Origin of the sequence: Woronichinia naegeliana WA131 (genome assembly GCA_025370055.1) — a bacterium.
GTDB classification, from domain to species: domain Bacteria; phylum Cyanobacteriota; class Cyanobacteriia; order Cyanobacteriales; family Microcystaceae; genus Woronichinia; species Woronichinia naegeliana.
Window position 1 is genome coordinate 6,636,565 of sequence record CP073041.1, and the last position, 19,403, is coordinate 6,655,967.

The 19,403-nt window shown below is 40.3% G+C and carries 28 protein-coding genes; 6 read left to right on the top strand and 22 right to left on the bottom strand.

Annotated elements, in window-relative coordinates; translation table 11 throughout:
- Nucleotides 1-218: 218 nt before the first annotated feature.
- The 9 genes from KA717_33725 to KA717_33765 all read right to left on the bottom strand — a co-directional run bounded on the left by KA717_33725 (nucleotide 219) and on the right by KA717_33765 (nucleotide 4,363).
- Nucleotides 219-1,229, bottom strand: a complete 1,011-nt coding sequence (locus KA717_33725; GenBank protein UXE60455.1) for a hypothetical protein — start codon at nucleotides 1,227-1,229, stop codon at nucleotides 219-221.
- Between the two features lie 90 nt (nucleotides 1,230-1,319).
- On the bottom strand, nucleotides 1,320-1,583 hold the full coding sequence (locus KA717_33730) for a hypothetical protein (GenBank protein ID UXE60456.1): 264 nt from the start codon (nucleotides 1,581-1,583) through the stop codon (nucleotides 1,320-1,322).
- A gap of 30 nt (nucleotides 1,584-1,613) precedes the next feature.
- A complete protein-coding gene (locus KA717_33735; GenBank protein UXE60457.1) occupies nucleotides 1,614-1,886 on the bottom strand; it encodes a hemolysin XhlA family protein in 273 nt (90 codons plus the stop codon).
- A 94-nt stretch (nucleotides 1,887-1,980) separates the two neighbouring features.
- A complete protein-coding gene (locus KA717_33740) occupies nucleotides 1,981-2,244 on the bottom strand; it encodes a type II toxin-antitoxin system RelE/ParE family toxin (protein UXE60458.1) in 264 nt (87 codons plus the stop codon).
- Entirely contained in the window at nucleotides 2,237-2,467 is a 231-nt protein-coding gene (locus KA717_33745) for a hypothetical protein (GenBank protein ID UXE60459.1), read from the bottom strand. Before KA717_33745 ends, KA717_33740 begins: the two co-directional genes overlap by 8 nt.
- A gap of 91 nt (nucleotides 2,468-2,558) precedes the next feature.
- Entirely contained in the window at nucleotides 2,559-3,104 is a 546-nt protein-coding gene (locus KA717_33750; protein ID UXE60460.1) for a hypothetical protein, read from the bottom strand.
- Between the two features lie 132 nt (nucleotides 3,105-3,236).
- A complete protein-coding gene (locus tag KA717_33755) occupies nucleotides 3,237-3,497 on the bottom strand; it encodes a Txe/YoeB family addiction module toxin (protein ID UXE60461.1) in 261 nt (86 codons plus the stop codon).
- Complete coding sequence (locus KA717_33760; protein UXE64858.1) at nucleotides 3,497-3,748, bottom strand: type II toxin-antitoxin system Phd/YefM family antitoxin; 252 nt, start codon at nucleotides 3,746-3,748, stop codon at nucleotides 3,497-3,499. Before KA717_33760 ends, KA717_33755 begins: the two co-directional genes overlap by 1 nt.
- 54 nt (nucleotides 3,749-3,802) lie before the next feature.
- Nucleotides 3,803-4,363, bottom strand: a complete 561-nt coding sequence (locus tag KA717_33765; protein UXE60462.1) for a DUF3782 domain-containing protein — start codon at nucleotides 4,361-4,363, stop codon at nucleotides 3,803-3,805.
- Nucleotides 4,364-4,511: 148 nt separating this feature from the next.
- Between KA717_33765 and KA717_33770 the strand changes: the two genes are divergently transcribed.
- The gene (locus KA717_33770) at nucleotides 4,512-4,733 is read left to right on the top strand and encodes a 2-oxoisovalerate dehydrogenase (protein UXE60463.1); all 222 of its coding nucleotides are present in this window, start codon (nucleotides 4,512-4,514) and stop codon (nucleotides 4,731-4,733) included.
- Nucleotides 4,730-4,969, top strand: a complete 240-nt coding sequence (locus KA717_33775) for a type II toxin-antitoxin system HicA family toxin (GenBank protein ID UXE60464.1) — start codon at nucleotides 4,730-4,732, stop codon at nucleotides 4,967-4,969. Before KA717_33770 ends, KA717_33775 begins: the two co-directional genes overlap by 4 nt.
- A 75-nt stretch (nucleotides 4,970-5,044) precedes the next feature.
- Here KA717_33775 and KA717_33780 read toward each other — a convergent pair whose 3' ends face one another.
- The 8 genes from KA717_33780 to KA717_33815 all read right to left on the bottom strand — a co-directional run bounded on the left by KA717_33780 (nucleotide 5,045) and on the right by KA717_33815 (nucleotide 9,787).
- Entirely contained in the window at nucleotides 5,045-5,320 is a 276-nt protein-coding gene (locus KA717_33780) for a type II toxin-antitoxin system HicA family toxin (protein UXE60465.1), read from the bottom strand.
- A gap of 9 nt (nucleotides 5,321-5,329) precedes the next feature.
- Complete coding sequence (locus KA717_33785; GenBank protein UXE60466.1) at nucleotides 5,330-5,644, bottom strand: hypothetical protein; 315 nt, start codon at nucleotides 5,642-5,644, stop codon at nucleotides 5,330-5,332.
- Nucleotides 5,645-5,890: 246 nt separating this feature from the next.
- Entirely contained in the window at nucleotides 5,891-6,157 is a 267-nt protein-coding gene (locus KA717_33790) for a Txe/YoeB family addiction module toxin (protein UXE60467.1), read from the bottom strand.
- Entirely contained in the window at nucleotides 6,150-6,410 is a 261-nt protein-coding gene (locus tag KA717_33795) for a type II toxin-antitoxin system Phd/YefM family antitoxin (protein ID UXE60468.1), read from the bottom strand. The genes KA717_33790 and KA717_33795 overlap by 8 nt, the downstream gene beginning before the upstream one ends.
- Before the next feature lie 185 nt (nucleotides 6,411-6,595).
- Nucleotides 6,596-6,790: a hypothetical protein gene (locus KA717_33800; GenBank protein ID UXE60469.1), complete on the bottom strand. Its 195-nt coding sequence runs from the start codon at nucleotides 6,788-6,790 to the stop codon at nucleotides 6,596-6,598.
- On the bottom strand, nucleotides 6,787-7,131 hold the full coding sequence (locus KA717_33805; GenBank protein ID UXE60470.1) for a hypothetical protein: 345 nt from the start codon (nucleotides 7,129-7,131) through the stop codon (nucleotides 6,787-6,789). The genes KA717_33800 and KA717_33805 overlap by 4 nt, the downstream gene beginning before the upstream one ends.
- A gap of 230 nt (nucleotides 7,132-7,361) precedes the next feature.
- Nucleotides 7,362-8,261 (bottom strand): serine protease, encoded by a 900-nt coding sequence (locus KA717_33810; GenBank protein ID UXE60471.1) that lies wholly within the window; start codon nucleotides 8,259-8,261, stop codon nucleotides 7,362-7,364.
- A gap of 8 nt (nucleotides 8,262-8,269) precedes the next feature.
- Nucleotides 8,270-9,787, bottom strand: a complete 1,518-nt coding sequence (locus tag KA717_33815) for a serine protease (GenBank protein UXE60472.1) — start codon at nucleotides 9,785-9,787, stop codon at nucleotides 8,270-8,272.
- 151 nt (nucleotides 9,788-9,938) lie between these two features.
- Here KA717_33815 and KA717_33820 point away from each other — a divergent pair, with 151 nt between their 5' ends.
- The gene (locus KA717_33820) at nucleotides 9,939-10,181 is read left to right on the top strand and encodes a hypothetical protein (protein UXE60473.1); all 243 of its coding nucleotides are present in this window, start codon (nucleotides 9,939-9,941) and stop codon (nucleotides 10,179-10,181) included.
- On the top strand, nucleotides 10,169-11,047 hold the full coding sequence (locus tag KA717_33825) for an ISKra4 family transposase (protein ID UXE64859.1): 879 nt from the start codon (nucleotides 10,169-10,171) through the stop codon (nucleotides 11,045-11,047). The genes KA717_33820 and KA717_33825 overlap by 13 nt, the downstream gene beginning before the upstream one ends.
- Nucleotides 11,048-11,064: 17 nt before the next feature.
- Here the strand turns inward: KA717_33825 and KA717_33830 are convergent, their stop codons facing one another.
- The 5 genes from KA717_33830 to KA717_33850 form a co-directional block, all read right to left on the bottom strand.
- The gene (locus KA717_33830) at nucleotides 11,065-11,652 is read right to left on the bottom strand and encodes a COP23 domain-containing protein (protein ID UXE60474.1); all 588 of its coding nucleotides are present in this window, start codon (nucleotides 11,650-11,652) and stop codon (nucleotides 11,065-11,067) included.
- 120 nt (nucleotides 11,653-11,772) lie between these two features.
- On the bottom strand, nucleotides 11,773-12,066 hold the full coding sequence (locus KA717_33835; protein UXE60475.1) for a hypothetical protein: 294 nt from the start codon (nucleotides 12,064-12,066) through the stop codon (nucleotides 11,773-11,775).
- Nucleotides 12,067-12,104: 38 nt separating this feature from the next.
- The gene (locus KA717_33840; GenBank protein ID UXE60476.1) at nucleotides 12,105-12,800 is read right to left on the bottom strand and encodes a hypothetical protein; all 696 of its coding nucleotides are present in this window, start codon (nucleotides 12,798-12,800) and stop codon (nucleotides 12,105-12,107) included.
- Nucleotides 12,801-12,907: 107 nt separating this feature from the next.
- Nucleotides 12,908-13,432 carry a protein kinase gene (locus KA717_33845; protein ID UXE60477.1) on the bottom strand — a complete coding sequence of 175 codons (525 nt, stop codon included), beginning with the start codon at nucleotides 13,430-13,432 and terminating at the stop codon, nucleotides 12,908-12,910.
- A gap of 140 nt (nucleotides 13,433-13,572) precedes the next feature.
- Complete coding sequence (locus KA717_33850) at nucleotides 13,573-14,091, bottom strand: hypothetical protein (protein ID UXE60478.1); 519 nt, start codon at nucleotides 14,089-14,091, stop codon at nucleotides 13,573-13,575.
- Between the two features lie 162 nt (nucleotides 14,092-14,253).
- Here KA717_33850 and KA717_33855 point away from each other — a divergent pair, with 162 nt between their 5' ends.
- Both KA717_33855 and KA717_33860 read left to right on the top strand, forming a co-directional pair.
- Nucleotides 14,254-19,008 carry a glutamate synthase-related protein gene (locus tag KA717_33855; protein ID UXE60479.1) on the top strand — a complete coding sequence of 1,585 codons (4,755 nt, stop codon included), beginning with the start codon at nucleotides 14,254-14,256 and terminating at the stop codon, nucleotides 19,006-19,008.
- A gap of 111 nt (nucleotides 19,009-19,119) precedes the next feature.
- On the top strand, nucleotides 19,120-19,383 hold the full coding sequence (locus tag KA717_33860) for a DUF4160 domain-containing protein (GenBank protein ID UXE60480.1): 264 nt from the start codon (nucleotides 19,120-19,122) through the stop codon (nucleotides 19,381-19,383).
- Nucleotides 19,384-19,403 lie beyond the last annotated feature (20 nt).

The window sequence follows — 19,403 nt, forward strand, 5'->3', positions numbered from 1 at the left end:
CAATCTTCGGCACTGATGACAACAAAATCGTCTCCGTCTTGATTGGTGATTTTGAAGAGTTGACTGATGACTTGTTTGATTAAGTTTCGCAGGTTATTGGTAAATTGATTGATGGTGATAGAGTTCACAGTTTTTATCCTCTTACCTGAAATTCAAGAGTAAGTTTTTAGAAGCTTTCATTGACAAGATTGGTAAAATCATTAATCTCTTTGTATTTACTAGATTTTTTGTGTTTCATTTCGTTTACAATTTTTCTCAAGATATGACTTTAGTTCTGGAAAATCATCCCAATAATTTTCTGCTGATGGGTATTTTTTACCATCAAAAATCTCTCCATACCATACAGAATAAATTTGCTCCTTAAATTTTTCGGTATTATTTATAAATTTATCTTCAAAAGACGTTGAATCAAGACTTTTTAAAATATCAAAAGAGAGACACAAAATAGCACTTAATTGAGTTCTGACTAAATCTATTATCTTAATTAGTCCACCAAGCTTCCGTTCTCTTTCATCCTTTGATAAGTTAGCGTAATTATTCTTGTTGAATAAAAAATAATCATTACTGCTCTCATCTTTATAAAAATGAGTAATTAGGTGTTTATTTGTAGTAAATGAAATATTTTCTAAGTCCATAAAATACCTAATAATTTTCTGCGAAATTCCGTTATCGAAAATCTTAGAACTTGAAATAATTTCCTGAGCAATATATTTAATTTCTAATAGTTCTATCAATTCTTTACAGGATTGGATTGATGATGTAAAACAGATTGAATTACTGTTGATGGAAGGGCGCAAATTTTCAACAGAATGAGACAAGCTAAATAATCGTGATTTGTTCGCTCCAATAAAATACAAAATTACATTTTTAGTATCATTTCGAGTATTATTTCTTTGCAAGTCACTTGTATATCTTGCTACAAATAAGGTACCTAATATTGTCAAGATAACTATTATGATTTGCAAGATTGATGGCCAAATTAAACTGTCAAAGGAAGATTTATTTTCAATATTTGTAATTCTCTGACTTAAAGAATTTTCAATACTTGTGACCCTCTGGTTTAAAGAATTTAGTTCTTTTTGATTGACAATATTTTGATTAATATTTTTTTTAATGTCTAATAATTGAACGTTAATGTTGACCAAATCATTCTGTAAATCTTTCTGAAGATTAGAAGTTTTATCTTGTAAATTTGTTGTTGTGGAAAGCATAGTAAAAGATATTGTCAAAGATAATTGAGATTATAGAAAAACTATAAACAGATGGAAAAAAGTCAAAGATAAAATTGTGTAGGCTGCATACTGGAACGAAGTACAACCTCATACATCAGAACGAAGCTCTCTCCAATTTTTGTAATCGGCTTTAGGTGTTACCTTGCAATGCTTAACCCGTGACAATAAACCAGAAATTGCCAATAACTCCTGAGTTGCCGCTTCACTCTCCGCATCTGCCAAATAAGCCGCAAAATCTGCCACAACCTGTAACCGTTCAGGCGATAACTGTTGCAGACTATCCTCTAGTTGCGCCCGTACTTCTTGAGTACAATTTATCTTGCTTACTCTAAATGTAAAAAAGAATACCATAAATTTAACGCATTGAAACGCGATCGCCTTTTAAACATTAGGGAAAAAGCCAAACTTAATCACTGCACTGGCCACCGCCGTAAAAATAATGCCAATCAAAGCCCATATCTGACCGCGTTGGCTACCTCTAAGATCTTTAACCTCCTCTTTTACCGTCGTCAAATCAGCCTTAACCGTTGCCATATCAACCTTCAGATCCGTCAGATCGCTCTCGATTTTATCTAACTTCTGATCCAGACGGTCAAAACGTTGGTCTAGCTTATTGAGAACATCCTTTAAATCAGTTTCAATCATCATCGACATCGTTTTCTCCTCGTCACGTCCCTTTAATTTTAGATTAATAGATTAGAACTTGGGTAATAATAACAACATTAACGCATTGAAACGCGATCGCCGCTTATGCATCATAGGCTTCTCCGCGATGAACAATTTCTACAACTGAGACAACCATCACCTGAGCATCTATCGAATAAATTACCCGATAATCGCTTATTCGGTAACGATAATAACCAGACAAGCTTCCCTTCAAAGCCTTAATATTAGGATGAAATCGAGGATTTTGTTCTAATTGCTCTAAACATCGGGTAATTTTCTTGGCTAGAGTCTTATCTGCTCGAAGATAAAATGCTTGAGCCTTTGGATGAAGCACAACCTCATACATCAGAACGAAGCTCTCTCCAATTTTTGTAATCGGCTTTAGGTGTTGCCTCGCACTGCTTAACCCTATCCAATAAACCAGGAATTGCTAATAACTCCTGAGTTGCCGCTTCACTCTCCGCATCTGCCAAATAAGCCGCAAAATCCGCCACAACCTGTAACCGTTCAGGCGATAACTGTTGCAGACTATCCTCTAGTTGCGCCCGTACTTCTTGAGTACAATTCATCTTGCTTACTCCAAATATGGAAAAGAATACCCTAAATTTAACGCATTGAAACGCGATCGCCCTTTAAGTAAAATTTCAAAAAAAGTCAAACTTACCAAACTTGGGGTATAAACTCGGCATCATTCAAAATCACCACATTTTCTCCCGATTGCACCAACACAAACAAGCCCTGACGATACGCATAACTCGCTACCTCATCGGGAACAACCATCGCCGCTACAGCACCAAACCCCTTAACATCCTTAAAACGAGGCATTAATCGCTTAAACCGAGCCAAACGATGTAAATGCTCATCCACATCCCCTTGACTTAACTTAGTTTTTACCGCAATTAAGATAGCCTCTGAATCACTAGCGGCAAAAACATCAATATCTAAAAACGCCCCTTCTCTATGGACTGATACTCCTGAAGAGATGTAACAAAAATCAAAACCCCACTCCTGAAAAAGCTCAAACACAGAGGGATAGACTTGCCACGCGATAAAATCACCAAGTGGGTCGCTGAATTTGGCTAACTGCTTGTTAATGATTTCCATTTGTCTATTTTTTGCAGGTTTTGACTGTTCGGGAATGTCTTTTTTCCCTGGCAAATAGCCTTCCCATTCTTGGTATCCTTGCCCGTTGCTTGTTGTCGTCATAATCAATTTTTTCCAGTTAAATCACTCCTATTGTAGCCCGATCGCTTTTTCTCATTGTCGTTACGGATGATAGTGCCTACTCCAAATGTAGAAAAAAATACCATAAAGTTAACGCATTGAAACGCGATCGCCCTATTCGTAATGAGACCACATCATTAAAATCTTAACCCTGTGAGCCTGATTATCAACTTCATAAACAAGACGATGCTGAATGTTGATCCTTCTTGAGTACATTTCAGCTAAATCTCCCGTTAATTTCTCGTAAGGTGGTGGATTTTGATAGGGATTAGTCTTGAGAATATTAATTAACTGATCAACTTTAGGTTTTAAACCCGCACGAGTGACTTTTTTAGCATCTTTTAAAGCCCGTTTTGTTAATGCAATTTCCCACATTACCATTCCACCTTATCCAGTGGAACACAATCCTCCCAACTTGTATTCTTTCCCACAATTAAATCGTCCTTAACCCCTGGAATAGACGACAAATAAAGAGTTTCCTGTAAACCATTCCACTCCTCTAAAGAAACCAATACCGCCTGTTTCTGCTCATTAACTGTAATGAGTGTAGCTTGCTGATCCTGATTAACCTTATCAATGAGATCGGCAAGGGTCGGATTCGGCTCTTTGAGATTAATATGATTCATAGACAACACAGAAAATTTGTCCCCATTATAACTGGCCGAAGCTAATGGGTAAAGCTACCAAACCTGGGGCGTAAACCCCGCATCATTTAAAATTATCACGTTTTCCCCTGATTGCACCAAAACAAATAAACCCTGACGATAAGCATAACTCACCACCTTATCGGGAACTACCATCGCCGCTACCGCCCCCAAAGCCTTCACATCCCGAAAACGAGGCATTAACCGCTTAAACTTAGCCAAACGTTGTAAATGCTCATCCACATCTCTTTGGGTTAACTTACTTTTAACCTCCACTAAAATCGCATCTGTGTCATTAACCACTAACAAATCAATTTCTAAACCCTCATGGTCTCTTGTTACCGAAAGCCCAGGGTGAAACTCATGGACATCAATGCCCCGCTGCTGAAAAAGACGCACCACCGCAGGACGCACTTGATACTCAACAAACTCCCCTAAACGATTCCCCAACTCGCCTATCTGCTTACTAACACTTTTAATTTGTCTATCTGTTTCTTTTTGGGCTTGGGATAATTCTTGTTGGGATTGATTCAATTCTTGTTGGGATTGGGCCAATTTCTTTAGTATTTCCCGAATGTCGTCAATGGTGGTAGTCATAATCAATTTCCTTTTCAAGTTAAATCACCTCCATTGTAGCCCGATCGCTTTTTCTCACTGTGGTTACGGGCCAAGGGATTTGCTGCTGATGAACAAAAAAGAAGGGCGATCGCTTTTTTTGCTATACTTGTAGGACAACATTAACACTTTGCCTTTAACTTCAATGACAGAAATCGTTTTTTTAGTGGAAGATGATGTGGATGGCGGCTACATAGCTAAAGCTTTAGACCAGTCTATTTTTACTCAGGGTGACACAATAGATGAGTTAAAAGAGATGATTCGTGATGCTGTAATTTGTCATTTTGCTCAAAGTGTTTGTCCTGAGCGTATTCGATTGCAGTTTATTCGTGAAGAAGTATTAGCTGTATGAGATTACCACGAGATTTAACAGGCAAAAAATTTGCCAAAATGGTGGAAGTTCTTGGTTATAGAATTGAGCGACAAACAGGCAGTCATATTCGGCTTACAACGACAAAAAATGGAGAGCATCATATTACAATCCCTAATCATAGCCCAATTAAAGTGGGTACATTAAATGCTATTCTTAAAGATATTGCTAATCATTTTGAGACAACTCGTGAAGATTTGATTGATCAGTTGTTTTAGCCCGATCGCTTTTTCTCACTGTGGTTACAGGCTCAGGTATTTGCTGTTGATGAACAAAAAAGAAGAGCGATCGCTTTACTGATGGGGATCATCCCTTAATTTTTTATCAAAACAATATTGTAGAAAAACTTTTTTTGATACTCCAGCTTGGGCAGCCATAGACTTAACGAGAGTTTCACTAAAGGGAGCTTTGGGACAATCAACAGTGACTTTATATAATTTACCGTTGACAACTTTTTTCCAATGTTCGTGAGAAGTCCCATCCTGTTTTTGGGGTTCAAATCCCATATTTTTAAGGGCTGTTTTAACTTGTTTACAGGTAGGCGGTGCAAATTTCGTAAAAAATCCCAAGATATTCTCCTATACAACTTGAGATGGTAAGGTTTCAGAGAAAATTTGTAAATGGGTTGGATTGAAAGCCTTGATTTTTTGAATAAAAACAGCAAAATAATATTCTAAAATTAGTGAGAAAGGAGCTTTTCGAGATAGAAGTTGTTCGGCGTAGTTTTTATCTATTGTTAAGGCTTCGGTGACGTAGGATTTAATCATTGCCTCTAGCCTTTGTTTCGCTTCGTTAGAGGAGTCTGCCTGGGCAGCAAGGTTAAGATCAATACAGACAGCTACCCATTGATTATTTTCTTGTTTGATAAAGCAACGTAATAGCGGGGTTTTCATTATCTTTTTCTCTTTACTTATAATACACAGTATGTTGTTGTCTTATTCTGTCAAAATTTTGTATATGATGTCAAGCATAAAGGATTACCTTTTTTCTTTGGCTTACTGGGGGACTCGCTTTTTCTAACTGTGGTTACGGGCCAAGGGATTTGCTGCTGGTGAACAAAAAAGAAGGGCGATCGCTGTTTAGCAAATAGAGGAAAATAAGCAAGTAAATTTTTAAAAAATTAATGAAATTGCTGATTTTCATTCATAATGACTCCACATTCGTATAATCTTAATAATTTTCTTTTCAGGGAAAACTTGATAAACTAAACGATGTTGAATATTAATTCTTCGGGAGTAGTAATTAGCTAAATCTCCACTTAATTTTTCGTAGGTAGGGTAAGATTGAAAAGGATTAGATTTAAAAATTTTTAGCAATTTATCGGCTTGTTTGGATAATTCTATTCGCACCAATTTTTGAACATCTTTTTCCGCCTGCTTAGTAAAAAATAATTGCCAATTATCCATTTAAAATTGCCCTAATCACTTCTTCACTAACACAATCTTCTATGGGAGTTTTACCGCCTTCAATGATAGATTCCACCATACCAGGAATAGAGTATAGATAAAGCGTTTCCTGGATAGCATTCCAATCTTCTTCTGCAATTAAAACAGCATTTTTTTCAGTTCCTGATAATAGGATTGGCTGATGATTGTCATTAATATCATTAACTAATGTCTCAATCTGGCCTTGAGCTTCGATAAGGGTAATGGTTTTCATTGACTCAACGACTTTTGAATGATTTATGGATTTGATTTTAGCAAACCTTGACGGAATTAGGCGATCGCTGTTCTAATTTTAACCAGATCGCTGTCCTAATTTTAACCCGATCGCTTTTTCTCACTGTGATTACAGGCCGATGGATTTGCTGATAATGAACAAAAAAAGAAGGGCGATCGCCGAAACTAAACTTGACCTAGTAAATGTTTGGCCTTATTTAAACGATAAAGATTAACCCTCGAAGAACGATTTTCAACTTCTATTTGAGCAATCAATTCATCTAAAATCAAAATTTCTGCATCAGCCCGACGACAAATCGCTTGAACCTTAAGCGATCGCTGCTGTACCCGTTCTAAACTAGGAAGAGAAGACTGATTCATCGTAACCCCCAATCTTGCTTAATCTCTTGAATCGTTGCCTTTAGAGCAAAAACTGTTCCTTGAGCATCCTCAATAGAACGACTTAACAACGCTAGTGTAGCAGATGTTGCTGAAGGTTGAGAAGCTGCAATTTGACGGAGTAGCGTACTAAAACGAGAATAGTAGGTATCGGCACGTTGTTGAACATTATCGAGTTGCTCTAAATCGCTCAGAGTGGCTTCTGTCTCACCATAGTTTTCCAAAATCATAAACTGGAATGAAGTAGCATCATGGATGATAAAAAGCAGGTTTTGTTGCAATTCGAGAACTATTTTCTGTGTTTCTTCAGATAGTTGAGCCACAAAATAATAACTTTTGGGTGAGATAAAACTATTTGCATTCTAGCGTCTATTGGAAATTTGGCAAAAAGTTTAAGCTCTTAAATTTGCTGCTGATGAACAAAAAAGAAGGGCGATCGCTGTTCTAAATTTAACCAGATCGCTGTCCTAAATTTAACCTACTCGCTTTTTTTCATTGTGTTTACAGGCCAAGGGATTTGCCGATGATGAACAAAAAAGAAGAGCGATCTCTCTTAATTTTTGAAGGATTTAGGTCGCAAAAAAATACCAACAGGTTTATCATTATCGGAACTTTTAGAATTATTCTCTGTGATTTGATTGCTTTGAGTGTTGGATGAATCATTAGAGATTTTGTAAGAACCTTTAGGAAGTTTATTGAATAAATCTGATTTAATAAAGCTACTCACGGAAACCCCCAAGTTATCTCCATGTAATTCATCTAATTTAGGACATTTTTCCATATCATATTGTACATTTTTCTTTGCAGCCGCATGAATAGCAACTAACTCTTTTTTTTGATTAAAAACTCCACTTCCACTCATTCCTTCAATAGTTGGATTGCTATAGTTAATATTATGTCCATCTTGACTCTTGGAAGGGGTCAAAATAGCTTCTATTTTTCCCGTAGTCAATTCATACGTTGGTTGCTTATTGCAAAATTTCCACCCAGAAATAGTTACACTCTCTTGGCGTGAGATATTACCATTTAAAGTAAAAAAAGAGTGCTTTTTATCACTTTTAAATCTGATTAATACCAAATCAATTGATGGATTTTCACTACGGTAAACATCTTTATAATAATCAAACTCGTATTCTTCTTTATAATTTTTTCCATCCGAAAAATAAATTTTGTAAGGTTCTCTAATTTCTCCAGGTTTAATGTTAACAAGATGTTTAACTGTTAAAATGTAATAGTTATCACCGTTTTTAGCAATAACCACTCCTGAACCAATTTTGCCTATTCCTTTAATTTGTGGAGTATTGATAACTTCAGTAGTGTTTGTGTAAACAGTTGGTTGGCTATAATTGAATGCTTGCGGAAAATCTTTATTTTGAGACTGGCATCCAAAACAATACGTTGCTATCAAAAACAGCAGATTTAATAAATAGGCAGAATATTTTTTTTTGCTCATGTCTTTTGTCAGTAGTATTTACGGGGAAGAATTAGTTTTGACTCCGATGAATTGCTGTGGCAGGCAGTAAAATTATACTTAAATCTTATTTTAACTGAATCTCCAACACCCTCTTTATAAAGTGTAAATTTTGTCTCTTTTTCAATATTCTCAGCCAACTCGATAACATACTGACTTTGCCGAATTGGATTTGGATATACAACCATTAGCTCTAAAGGAACACTATTAGGATATTGTTTAAAAAAATTTTTCGGGTTAACAATTTTTTGGGGAAATGGAAGAACTGTAACATAACTGTTGGAAGTGCTAAATTCATAACCACCTTCAAGAAACTCTAGAAGACTAAAATCACCTTCATTAATCCAGTAACCGTCTTCTTCTTGGTGTTTTTTAAACGACAAATATCGTCTTTTTCTTCGGTTATAAAGATATTTATTAATCTGAACATAGTATTGATTTTGAGAACTATATATTATAAATTCAGCTATGAAAGTACGTTTCCTTCTCCTGTTATTCCAACAGACTGAGAAAACCCCAAAAAATAAGATTATAATTCCTAGTACAAGAAGCAATTTATTGTTTAAAAAAAAATTACGGTTTAAATTATTCGCGGGCAAAGGCACAGGAGACCTGCTTCGACTATTGTTCAATAAAACAAATAGTTCAAAATTTTGAGATAATGGCGGAATTTTCCTGATAAAATCACTCAACAGGTTGTCACGCTCCAAGCTTGAGTAATGCTCTATTGGTAATCCTAGTGCTAATGGTGCGTTATCTCTAATAATCTCAGGAACAACCGGTTGATCTGCATATTGATATTGAGGAACATCAACAACATCACTAGGTCTTCTACCTGTAATTCCTATTAATTTTCCTTGAATATTAAGGTTTGCTCCACCGCTCATGCCCTCTGATACTGGATTAGTAAATCCCAGTTGGTAACCATCTTTTAAAAGTTTGGGAGCCTTGAAAACCCTACCCGGTTCAAAAGTAAATTTAGCTGGACAATTAATAATTTCAACTGAAACATTGCAAGGGAAACCAGTTACAAAAAGTTGGCTTCCATCCTCTAATTTATCTGATGTTCCAATCACTGCTTTTTCATAACTATAGGGAGTATAAAAGCCTAACAAACCCAAATCAATTTTAATATTGTTTTTTTGAAATTTGGACGTTGGGTGAACAAAAGCCTTATGAATCAAACCATCGTGTGTTTTAATATAAAACTCTTTACTCTGAGAGGAAATATGATTGTTTGTCAAGACAAAATAAAGAAACAAAGAACCTTTTTTCACCTTTACTTCTTTCTTTTCCACAATTACTCCTGAACCACTGGATTTAATTGCGTTCGATTGTATATTTTCCCATGCCTTAGAATCAACACCAAAGACCCTAACAGTAATTAGTTCGGAGAGATCATGAATTTGCTCTTCGGGCAAGAATTTCCCTTGTTTCTCCTCAGATATTAAAAGCGTTTGATTGTCCAAAAAAGTAAAAGCTTGTACTGAAGAATTGAGAACCAACACAACAGCACAAACTTTTAGCAAAACAAAGGAGCGTATCCAGTTAATAAACTTCATGTATTAAACAAAAGACAGGCACAATTAGGTTACCGACAATAGGGTACATCCCGGATAAAGTAGTACATAGAATCTGGGGTAAAATGGAAAAAAACTGATGAGCGAAAAAAGTATGTTACCGATTCCCCCAGAAGAAAAAGCACTGTTAAAACAGCATCTCACCGAATCAGCCCGTATCTTGCGCAAATATACGGAACCAGAGAAACAGAAGGACTTTGGAAGCATCGAAGTAGAAGTCAGAACCCAGATGTTAGAAATTGTGGGGCCAACAATGGGGGAGTTTTTTTTTCAGAAGGGGGAAAAAAACGGTCTGGAAACAAGCGAAAAATCAAAACCCTAGTCGGAGAAGTGGAAATAAGCCAAAAACAAGCCAGAAAACTAAAGGTGTCGCCAAAAATCGTCTTAAGTCCAGGTTTAGAGAAATGCTGTCTAAGAGCCAGTGCGAAAACATCCTACCAACAAGCAGAAGAAGATATAGAGGAGTTGATGGGGATAAAAGTAGGACATAGCAGTTTACATCGCTTGGTAGAACGGACAGAACTGCCCTTAGCTCAAGCTCAGTCAGAGAGTGCGGGGGTCAGTATAGATGGGGGAAAGATTTGTCTGCGGGGCGAGGAGAAGGAAGGGGGACAGTGGCGAGATTATAAACTGGTGAGTCTTCATGGCAATGTCTGTGAAGCCTTTTTCCAAGACCCAGAGGGCTTAAAGAATTGGAGCAATGTTCAACCTTTGTCCCCAATAGTGACCTTTTTGGGAGATGGTCATCCCGGAATCTGGAATGCGGTAGAGAGTTTCGCCACTCAATCGTGGCTGATACGACGAGAGGTGTTGGATTGGTATCATCTCAAGGAGAATCTGTTCAAAGTGGGTGGCTCTCTCAAACGGCTAGAAGCAGTGGAGCATTTACTGTGGCGGGGTTTTGTGAACAAGGCAATAGATGCGTTTGATGGAGTCAAAAGCAAGAGGGCAAAGAATTTTCAAGCCTATTTGACGAAGCATTATCAGCGTATCCCTGATTACCAATACTATCAACAGCTTGGTATTGTGATTGGTTCTGGTGATGTGGAGTCTAAGATTAAACAGGTGGGAGCTAGGGTTAAATTGTCGGGAGCACGTTGGCATCTTCATAATGTTTCTCGTATTCTTCGGCTACGATGTGCTTATCTCAATCACTCTCCTCTTTTGAGTGTCAATGTATTATCTTAAGTCTCCTCTTTTGAGTGTCAATGTATTATCTTAAGTGGGATGCACCCCCGACAATACGCTTTGATTGTTTTATCCATCAGAACAGCATTATTGTCCACTACTAAGCGACATGACTGAATTAAAGGATTTCCACCAATATTTGTATCACTGAGGCTATAAAGAGTTTCAAGTAAATCTTTAGGCTGTTTTTTCCATTGTCCGCTCCAGCCGTAAGTGTTACCGTCTAGCGTAAATAACAAATTGTCACAGCCCTTACCCTGTTCATTTGTCGTACAAACAACGGGGTTATTATTCATGAAGCCATAGGTGGTGTACTGCCCCCCTTGAGAAAGATATTTATTAAGATTATATGTCACTTTGCTACAGCGACTTTCAGGAGTCTCACCTGCCTCCTTGCCGACATCATTGTACCATTTAATTAATACGCGGCGTTCGTTGTTCCATTGAGGGCTGATGCCAAAGGTAGTTGGTGCCCCGCTCTGTTTTCCGCACACAAACTTAACTTGGGGGGAAGCATTAGAAGAATGTAGGGGAGCAATAGCAAAAACCCAAGCTATGCCTAGCATTCCCAAGTAACGTACCGCATGATGAAAAAAGTTTCCCATTTTCTCCTCCTTTAGACATTTTTAGAAGTAGTTATACCATGTCGAACATTGTAACAACTGAATAATACTATTTGAGCCTAGTGACAAAAAGTCATGATTTCCTAACATAATGACGCTCCCCTAAAAGTCCATTGAATGCTTTTCAGGCACAAGGAATATTGGATTAACAAGAGCCGTTTCTGTTTGCTCAGGTGTTTCTCCCCTAGGCCGTTTGAAAATTAACTTTTGAGGTTTCACCTCAACAAACGTAAATTGTGAGCGACAAGACTCAAGCTCAGAATGCTGTTCACAAGCTATGCGAATGCTGGTACTGCTGTTTTCAAGGCTTTTGTGAGCAACAAATAAGCTTATCGCCCCTATGATTATAGGAGTGACTTTGAAAAATATATGATCTTTGTCAATTTTTATGTACATGGTCGCCCCAAAAATCAAGTCTACTAATAAATTATCATTTACTTGAAAGACTTGGGACGCTTAAACAAGATGTTTTCACTATCGGAGTTTTCTCTTGCTTTCGGAGATAGTTCTGAAGAAGCTTGGGGCGTTGGGGAACCTTGCATACTGGGATTTTCTGTTGCTGATGTAGAAGGATTTTTTTGAGGAATTTGGGAACTTGGAAAGTTTGGAGATGCTCCTGAAGAGGCTTGAGTTTTTGGAGAATCTTGCATATTGGGATTTTCCGTTGTTGATGTAGAAGGATTTTTTTGAGGAATTTGGGGACTTGTAGAATTTTGGACATCAGAAGTTTTGGTTGGTAATGCAGGAAGAATATTCGGCTGGTAAAAGACTTTAAATCCAACTATAAATCCCCCAATAGCTACAAATGGAACCAAGCAAACAAATATCAACCCTAACGGAATGTTCGTTCGTGGAATTCGAGTTTGTATGATGGAATTAATAAATGTTAATTGAGTATTGGGAGTTGGTCTAGCGACTATCAATGTTTGTTCCGTCGCTGATAAATCAGATAAAACTTCCTCGACTCGTTGATAGCGATCTTCAGAGTTTTCTTGAATCATTTTGTCTATAACATTAGACAATCGAGAACTTACTTTAATCCTAGATTCTTTCCAGTTAACGCTTTTATTCTTTCGATTGCGTTCTAAATCTCTTGGCTCTACACCCGTCAATGCCCTGATCGCAGTCATACCTAAAGCATAAATATCACTATTGAATTCAGGATAGCCGTTTACTTGCTCTTGTGGAGTATAACCCGTAGTAGAAATCTGGGTGAGTAAATTTGGAGATGGCTGATTTAAGCAGTTATTATTAAAAACTCTTTAACTCCTCCAAAATCAATCAAAACAAATTTTTGATCGGATTGACGACGCATAATATTATCGGGCTTAAGATCACGATGAATAATACCATTGCCATGAACATATTTAAGGACAACTAATGTATCCATTAAAAAGTCAATCACTAAATTTTCTTCTAATTTTCCCTTAGACTCTAACTCTTGAGCAAAAGATTCTCCTTCAATATACTCTTCGATTAGATAGAATTCATTGTTTTCTTCAAAGTAAGCAAATAAAAAAGGAATCTGGGGATGGTTTCCCAATTGAATTAATGTTTTTCCTTCTCTTTCAAATAATTCTTGAGCTTTTTTTAAAATACCTGGATTATGATGAGTATTAATAAGCTGCTTAATAACACAACAACTCCCTAAGCGTTGTAAATCTTCGGCAAGATAAGTCTCCCCCCATCCACCTGCACCAAGTTGACGTAAGATGGCATATCTTCCACCAATAATCTGATTATTGACTGTTGTTGGATTCATATTTATGTCTCAAGTTTAAGGTTTACAGACAACAATCAAAATTATACAACAATAAGAAAGTAAGCGTTTTACACAGATTTTACTGATCCGATACGCAAGGAGAGGGATTTGCTGATGACAAACAAAAAAGAAGGGCGATCCTACCAAACCTGGGGCGTAAACTCCGCATCATTCAAAATCACCACATTTTCCCCCGATTGCACCAAAACAAATAACCCCTGACGATAAGCATAACTCACCACCTCATCGGGAACCACCATCGCCGCTACCGCCCCCAAAGCCTTTACATCTCGAAAACGAGGCATTAACCGCTTAAACTTAGCCAAACGTTGTAAATGCTCATCCACATCCTTTTGGGTTAACTTACTTTTGACCTCCACTAAAATCGCATCTGTGTCATTAACCACTAACAAATCAATTTCTAAACCTTCACCATCTCGCGTCACCGAAAGTCCAGGGTGAAACTCATGGACATCAATGCCCCGCTCCTGAAAAAGACGCACCACCGCAGGACGCACTTGATACTCCACAAACTCCCCTAAACGATTCCCTAATTCGCCGATCTGCTTACTAACACTTTTAATTTGTCTATCTGTTTCTTGTTGGGATTGGGCCAATTCCTTTAGTATTTCCCGAATGTCGTCAATGGTGGTGGTCATAATCAATTTTCTTTCAAGTTAAATCACCTCCATTGTAGCCCGATCGCTTTTTCTCACTATGGTTACGGGCCAAGGGATTTGCTGCTGGTGAACAAAAAAGAAGGGCGATCGCTGTTACCTTAGATAAGAAAGTCTTCACTCTTGTTAAATCTTCCCAGGTCTATGAACGTCAACGCCTCTTCAGTTCCCAACCCTCAACCCCTGAAACCGTTTATGGGTCAGCCCTGGCTCGTGGAAGAACGGGATGCCTGCGGGGTCGGTTTTATTGCCGATGTCAACGGTAAGCCAAGCCATCAATTGATTGAGCAAACCCTCAAAGCTCTCGGTTGTATGGAACATCGGGGCGGTTGCAGTGCCGATAACGATTCGGGAGATGGAGCGGGCATTATGACGGGCATTCCCAGGGAGTTGTTGGCGGGTTGGTTCAAGCAACGTAATTTACCCCTGCCAGAGGTTGAACAGTTGGGCGTGGGTATGGTTTTCTTGCCCCAGGAACCCTCAGCGCGGGAAGTGGCCAGGGGATACGTCGAGGAAGTAGTACGGGCGGAACAGTTAACGGTGATTGGTTGGCGCGAAGTTCCCGTTCAGCCTGATGTTTTGGGGGTACAGGCAAAGGGAAATTGTCCCCATATTGAACAGGTTTTGGTCACTTGTCCGACGGGGTGTTCGGGGGATGAATTGGATCGCCGTTTGTATATTGCGCGGTCTATTGTCGGTAAAAAGTTAGCCGATGATTTTTATATTTGTTCCTTTTCCAGTCGCACTATTGTCTATAAAGGCATGGTACGCAGTGTGATTCTAGGGGAATTTTATTTGGATTTACAGAATCCCCTCTATCAAAGCTGTTTTGCTGTTTATCATCGTCGTTTTAGTACTAATACGATGCCCAAATGGCCCCTCGCTCAACCGATGCGTTTACTGGGTCACAATGGCGAAATTAATACGCTTTTAGGCAACATTAACTGGATGGCCGCACGGGAGCCGAAGTTAACGGTGTCGGGTTGGACGGATGCGGAGTTGCAATCTTTAACCCCGATTGTCAATACGGCTAACAGTGATTCCTATAATTTGGATAGTGTTTTAGAATTATTGGTACGAACGGGGCGCAGTCCATTGGAAGCGGCGATGATTCTGGTTCCAGAAGCCTATAAAAATCAGCCAGCTTTGAAAGATTATCCTGAAGTGGTGGATTTCTATGAGTATTACGCTGGTTTGCAGGAACCCTGGGATGGCCCCGCTTTATTGGTGTTCAGCGATGGTAAAACGGTGGGGGCCTGTTTAGACCGTAATGGTTTGCGCCCTGCCCGTTACTGTATTACCCGTGATGGTTATATTGTGGTTGGTTCGGAAGCGGGGGTAGTGGATTTGCCCGAAGCAGAGATTGTGGAGAAAGGGCGTTTGGCTCCTGGTCAGGCGATCGCCGTTGATCTGCAAGGGAATAAAATCCTCAAAAATTGGGATATTAAACAGCAAATTGCCCAAAAACAGCCCTACGGTCAATGGGTGAAGGAAAATCGTCAAATTATCTCTGCTTTGCCCTTTAACGAAGACTCTTCTCCCCCCTTATTAAGTTCACCCGAATCTTCTCCCCCCTTTTTTAGGGGGGCTGGGGGGGATAACCTCATCCAACAACAAACGGCCTTTGGTTACACTGCCGAAGATTTGGAAATGATCATTGTGCCGATGGCTAGTCAGGGTAAGGAACCGACTTTCTGTATGGGGGATGATATTCCTTTGGCGGTACTGTCGGATAAACCCCGTTTACTTTATGACTACTTCAAACAGCGTTTTGCCCAGGTGACGAATCCACCCATTGATCCTCTGCGGGAAAGTCTGGTGATGTCTTTAACCATGTTTTTAGGGGAACGGGGCAAAATTCTCGAAGTTCAAGCCGAGTCAGCACGTACTATTCAGCTTAATAGTCCCATTCTCAATGAAGCGGAACTGGCAAAGGTTAAAGAGTCTGGTTTGCAAGTGGCCGAAATTTCTACCTGTTTCCCCCTGACAGGAAAAGGCTCTGGCACAAATGCGATCGCAGACATGGTACAGGCTGCCGTTGATGCGGTAAAGGCAGGAGCTAAGATTTTAATTCTCAGCGATCGCGTTTCTACTCAATCAGGCCCATTAACAACCGAAACCAGTTTTATTCCCCCCCTGTTAGCAGTGGGAGCAGTGCATCATCATTTGATTCGTGCGGGTCTGCGTTTACAAGCCTCGTTAGTTGTAGATACGGCCCAATGTTGGAGTACCCATCACTACGCCTGTTTAGTGGGTTACGGAGCCTCGGCAGTTTGTCCCTATCTGGCTTTGGAATCAGTACGCCAATGGTGGTTAAGTTCTAAGACCCAGAATTTAATGGAAAATGGCAAGTTAGACAAAATTTCCTTAACCAAAGCTCTGGAAAATTATCGCAAGTCCGTTGAGGCTGGCCTACTCAAAATTCTGTCAAAAATGGGCATTTCCCTGCTGTCTTCCTATCACGGAGCGCAAATTTTCGAGGCGATCGGTCTAGGGGCTGAATTGGTGGAATTGGCTTTTGCAGGTACGACCAGTCGCGTTGGCGGTTTGAGTTTGGAAGAGGTATTTCGGGAGGTTTTAGTTTTCCATGCTAAGGCTTTCCCTGAGAGCAGTACGAAGTTAGAAAATTATGGGTTTGTGAATTACCGTCCTGGGGGTGAGTATCACATGAATTCCCCTGAGATGGCTAAGGCGTTGCATAAAGCTGTTAAGGCGTTTGGAGCGGGATCCCCCCCAGCCCCCCTTAAAAAGGGGGGAGAAGATTTGGGTGAGCTTAAAAATGGGGGAGAAGAGGAAGCCTATAATCACTATGAGGTTTATCGTCAATACCTGAAAAATCGCCCTGTGACGGCGTTGCGGGATTTGTTAGACCTCGAAAGTGATCGCCCTTCTGTTCCTATTGAAGAAGTGGAATCGGTGGAAAGTATTGTTAAACGCTTCTGTACGGGGGGAATGTCCCTGGGAGCCTTATCACGGGAAGCCCATGAAACCCTGGCGATCGCCATGAATCGCATCGGAGCCAAATCTAACTCTGGGGAAGGCGGCGAGGATACAGTACGGTTTTTAACCCTCGATGATGTGGACGAGCAGGGCAATTCAGAAACCTTGCCGAATTTATACGGTTTGCAAAATGGCGATACGGCTTGTTCTGCCATTAAACAGATTGCATCGGGACGGTTTGGGGTGACACCTGAATACCTGATGAGTGGGCAACAGTTGGAAATTAAGATGGCCCAGGGCGCGAAACCTGGGGAAGGGGGACAACTGCCAGGCCCGAAGGTGAGTCCCTATATTGCCATGTTGCGCCGTTCTAAGGCGGGAGTCACACTCATTTCACCGCCGCCGCACCACGATATTTATTCGATCGAGGATTTGGCCCAGTTAATCTTTGATCTGCATCAAATTAACCCGTCTGCTCAGGTTTCCGTCAAACTGGTGGCCGAGATTGGTATTGGTACGATCGCCGCAGGGGTAGCCAAAGCCAACGCTGATATTATTCAAATTTCAGGTCACGATGGTGGTACAGGAGCCTCGCCCCTCAGTTCCATTAAACACGCGGGTTCACCCTGGGAATTGGGTATTACAGAAGTACATCGAGTCCTACTGGAAAATCATCTCCGCGATCGCGTTTTATTGCGGGCCGATGGTGGTCTGAAAACGGGTTGGGATGTGGTTATGGCTGCGTTATTGGGAGCCGAAGAATTTGGCTTTGGTTCCATTGCCATGATTGCCGAAGGTTGTATTATGGCCCGCGTTTGCCATACTAATAATTGTCCTGTAGGGGTAGCGACGCAGCAGGAACGGTTACGCGCCCGTTTTAGTGGCGTGCCTGGTCAAGTAGTGAATTTCTTCTATTTCATCGCCGAAGAAGTGCGATCGCTGTTGGCCCATCTCGGTTATCGCCGTTTAGAGGAAGTGATTGGTCGGGCGGATTTGCTGAAAGTGCGTGCCGATGTGCAACTGAGCAAAACCCATTCCTTGCATCTCGACTGTTTGTTGAATTTGCCCGATGTTAAGGTTCACCGCGAATGGATTACCCCCGACTCGCCTAAAGCCCACAGTAACGGCCCTGTCCTCGATGATCAAATCCTAGCCGATACAGAGATTCAAGAGGCTTTGACCCATCAAACCCAGGTGTTCAAAACCTATAAATTGGTCAATACGGATCGTTCGGTGGGAACTCGGTTAGCAGGGGCGATCGCCAAGCGTTACGGTAATACGGGTTTTGAGGGACAAATTACGCTCAACTTCCAGGGCGCGGCGGGTCAAAGTTTCGGAGCTTTCAATATCAATGGTGTCACCCTCCATCTGCAAGGCGAGGCCAATGATTATGTGGGTAAAGGCATGAACGGCGGTGAAATTGCGATCGTTCCTCCCCAATCGGCGACCTATGCTCCCGAAGATAACGTCATTATTGGTAATACCTGTCTCTATGGGGCAACGGGCGGTCAACTCTTTGCCAATGGTCGGGCGGGTGAACGTTTTGCAGTACGAAATTCCCTCGGTCAAGCGGTGATCGAAGGGGCGGGCGATCACTGTTGCGAATATATGACGGGCGGTGTCGTGGTGGTTCTTGGCCCCGTCGGTCGTAATATTGGGGCGGGAATGACAGGCGGCTTGGCTTATTTTCTGGATGAAGATAATAGTTTGCCCGAAAAAATTAACCCTGAAATTATCAAGTTACAACGGGTTACGGCTCCTAAAGGGGAAGAGCAATTAAAGTCTTTAATTATGACCCATGTTGAACATACAGGCAGTCCTAAAGGTAAGCGTATTTTGGCAAATTGGGCTGAATATCTCGGTCAGTTCTGGCAAGCGGTTCCCCCTTCGGAAGCTAATTCACCAGAGGCTAATGGGGATGTTAGTTTAAATGAGGAGAAAAACTTAACTTCTGTTTAAGAACGCTTTGGTTTAGTTACTATGGGGAGGAAAGCAGTAGTTTTTCCTCCTTACTGAATCAATGGCTGATCGTCGTTGTTACCATGATTATAATGGAATATTTCCAATACTATGCCGACAACGCTAAGAACAGGAGCTTACCGCTTTTATTTCTATTCCTATGATTGTTATGAACCTAAACATACTCATGTGGATCGGGATGACAAGATGGCTAAGTTTTGGCTAGAGCCAGTGGTTCGTTTAGACGATAATCATGGTTTTAACGCCAAAGAACTCAGAAAAATTGAGCAAATTATTAATGATAATCAGGAGGTATTGATCAATGGTTGGGACAACTTTTGCGGGGGTATCGGTTCCAAGGATTATGACGGTTAGCATTGATGATGAGCAACTTA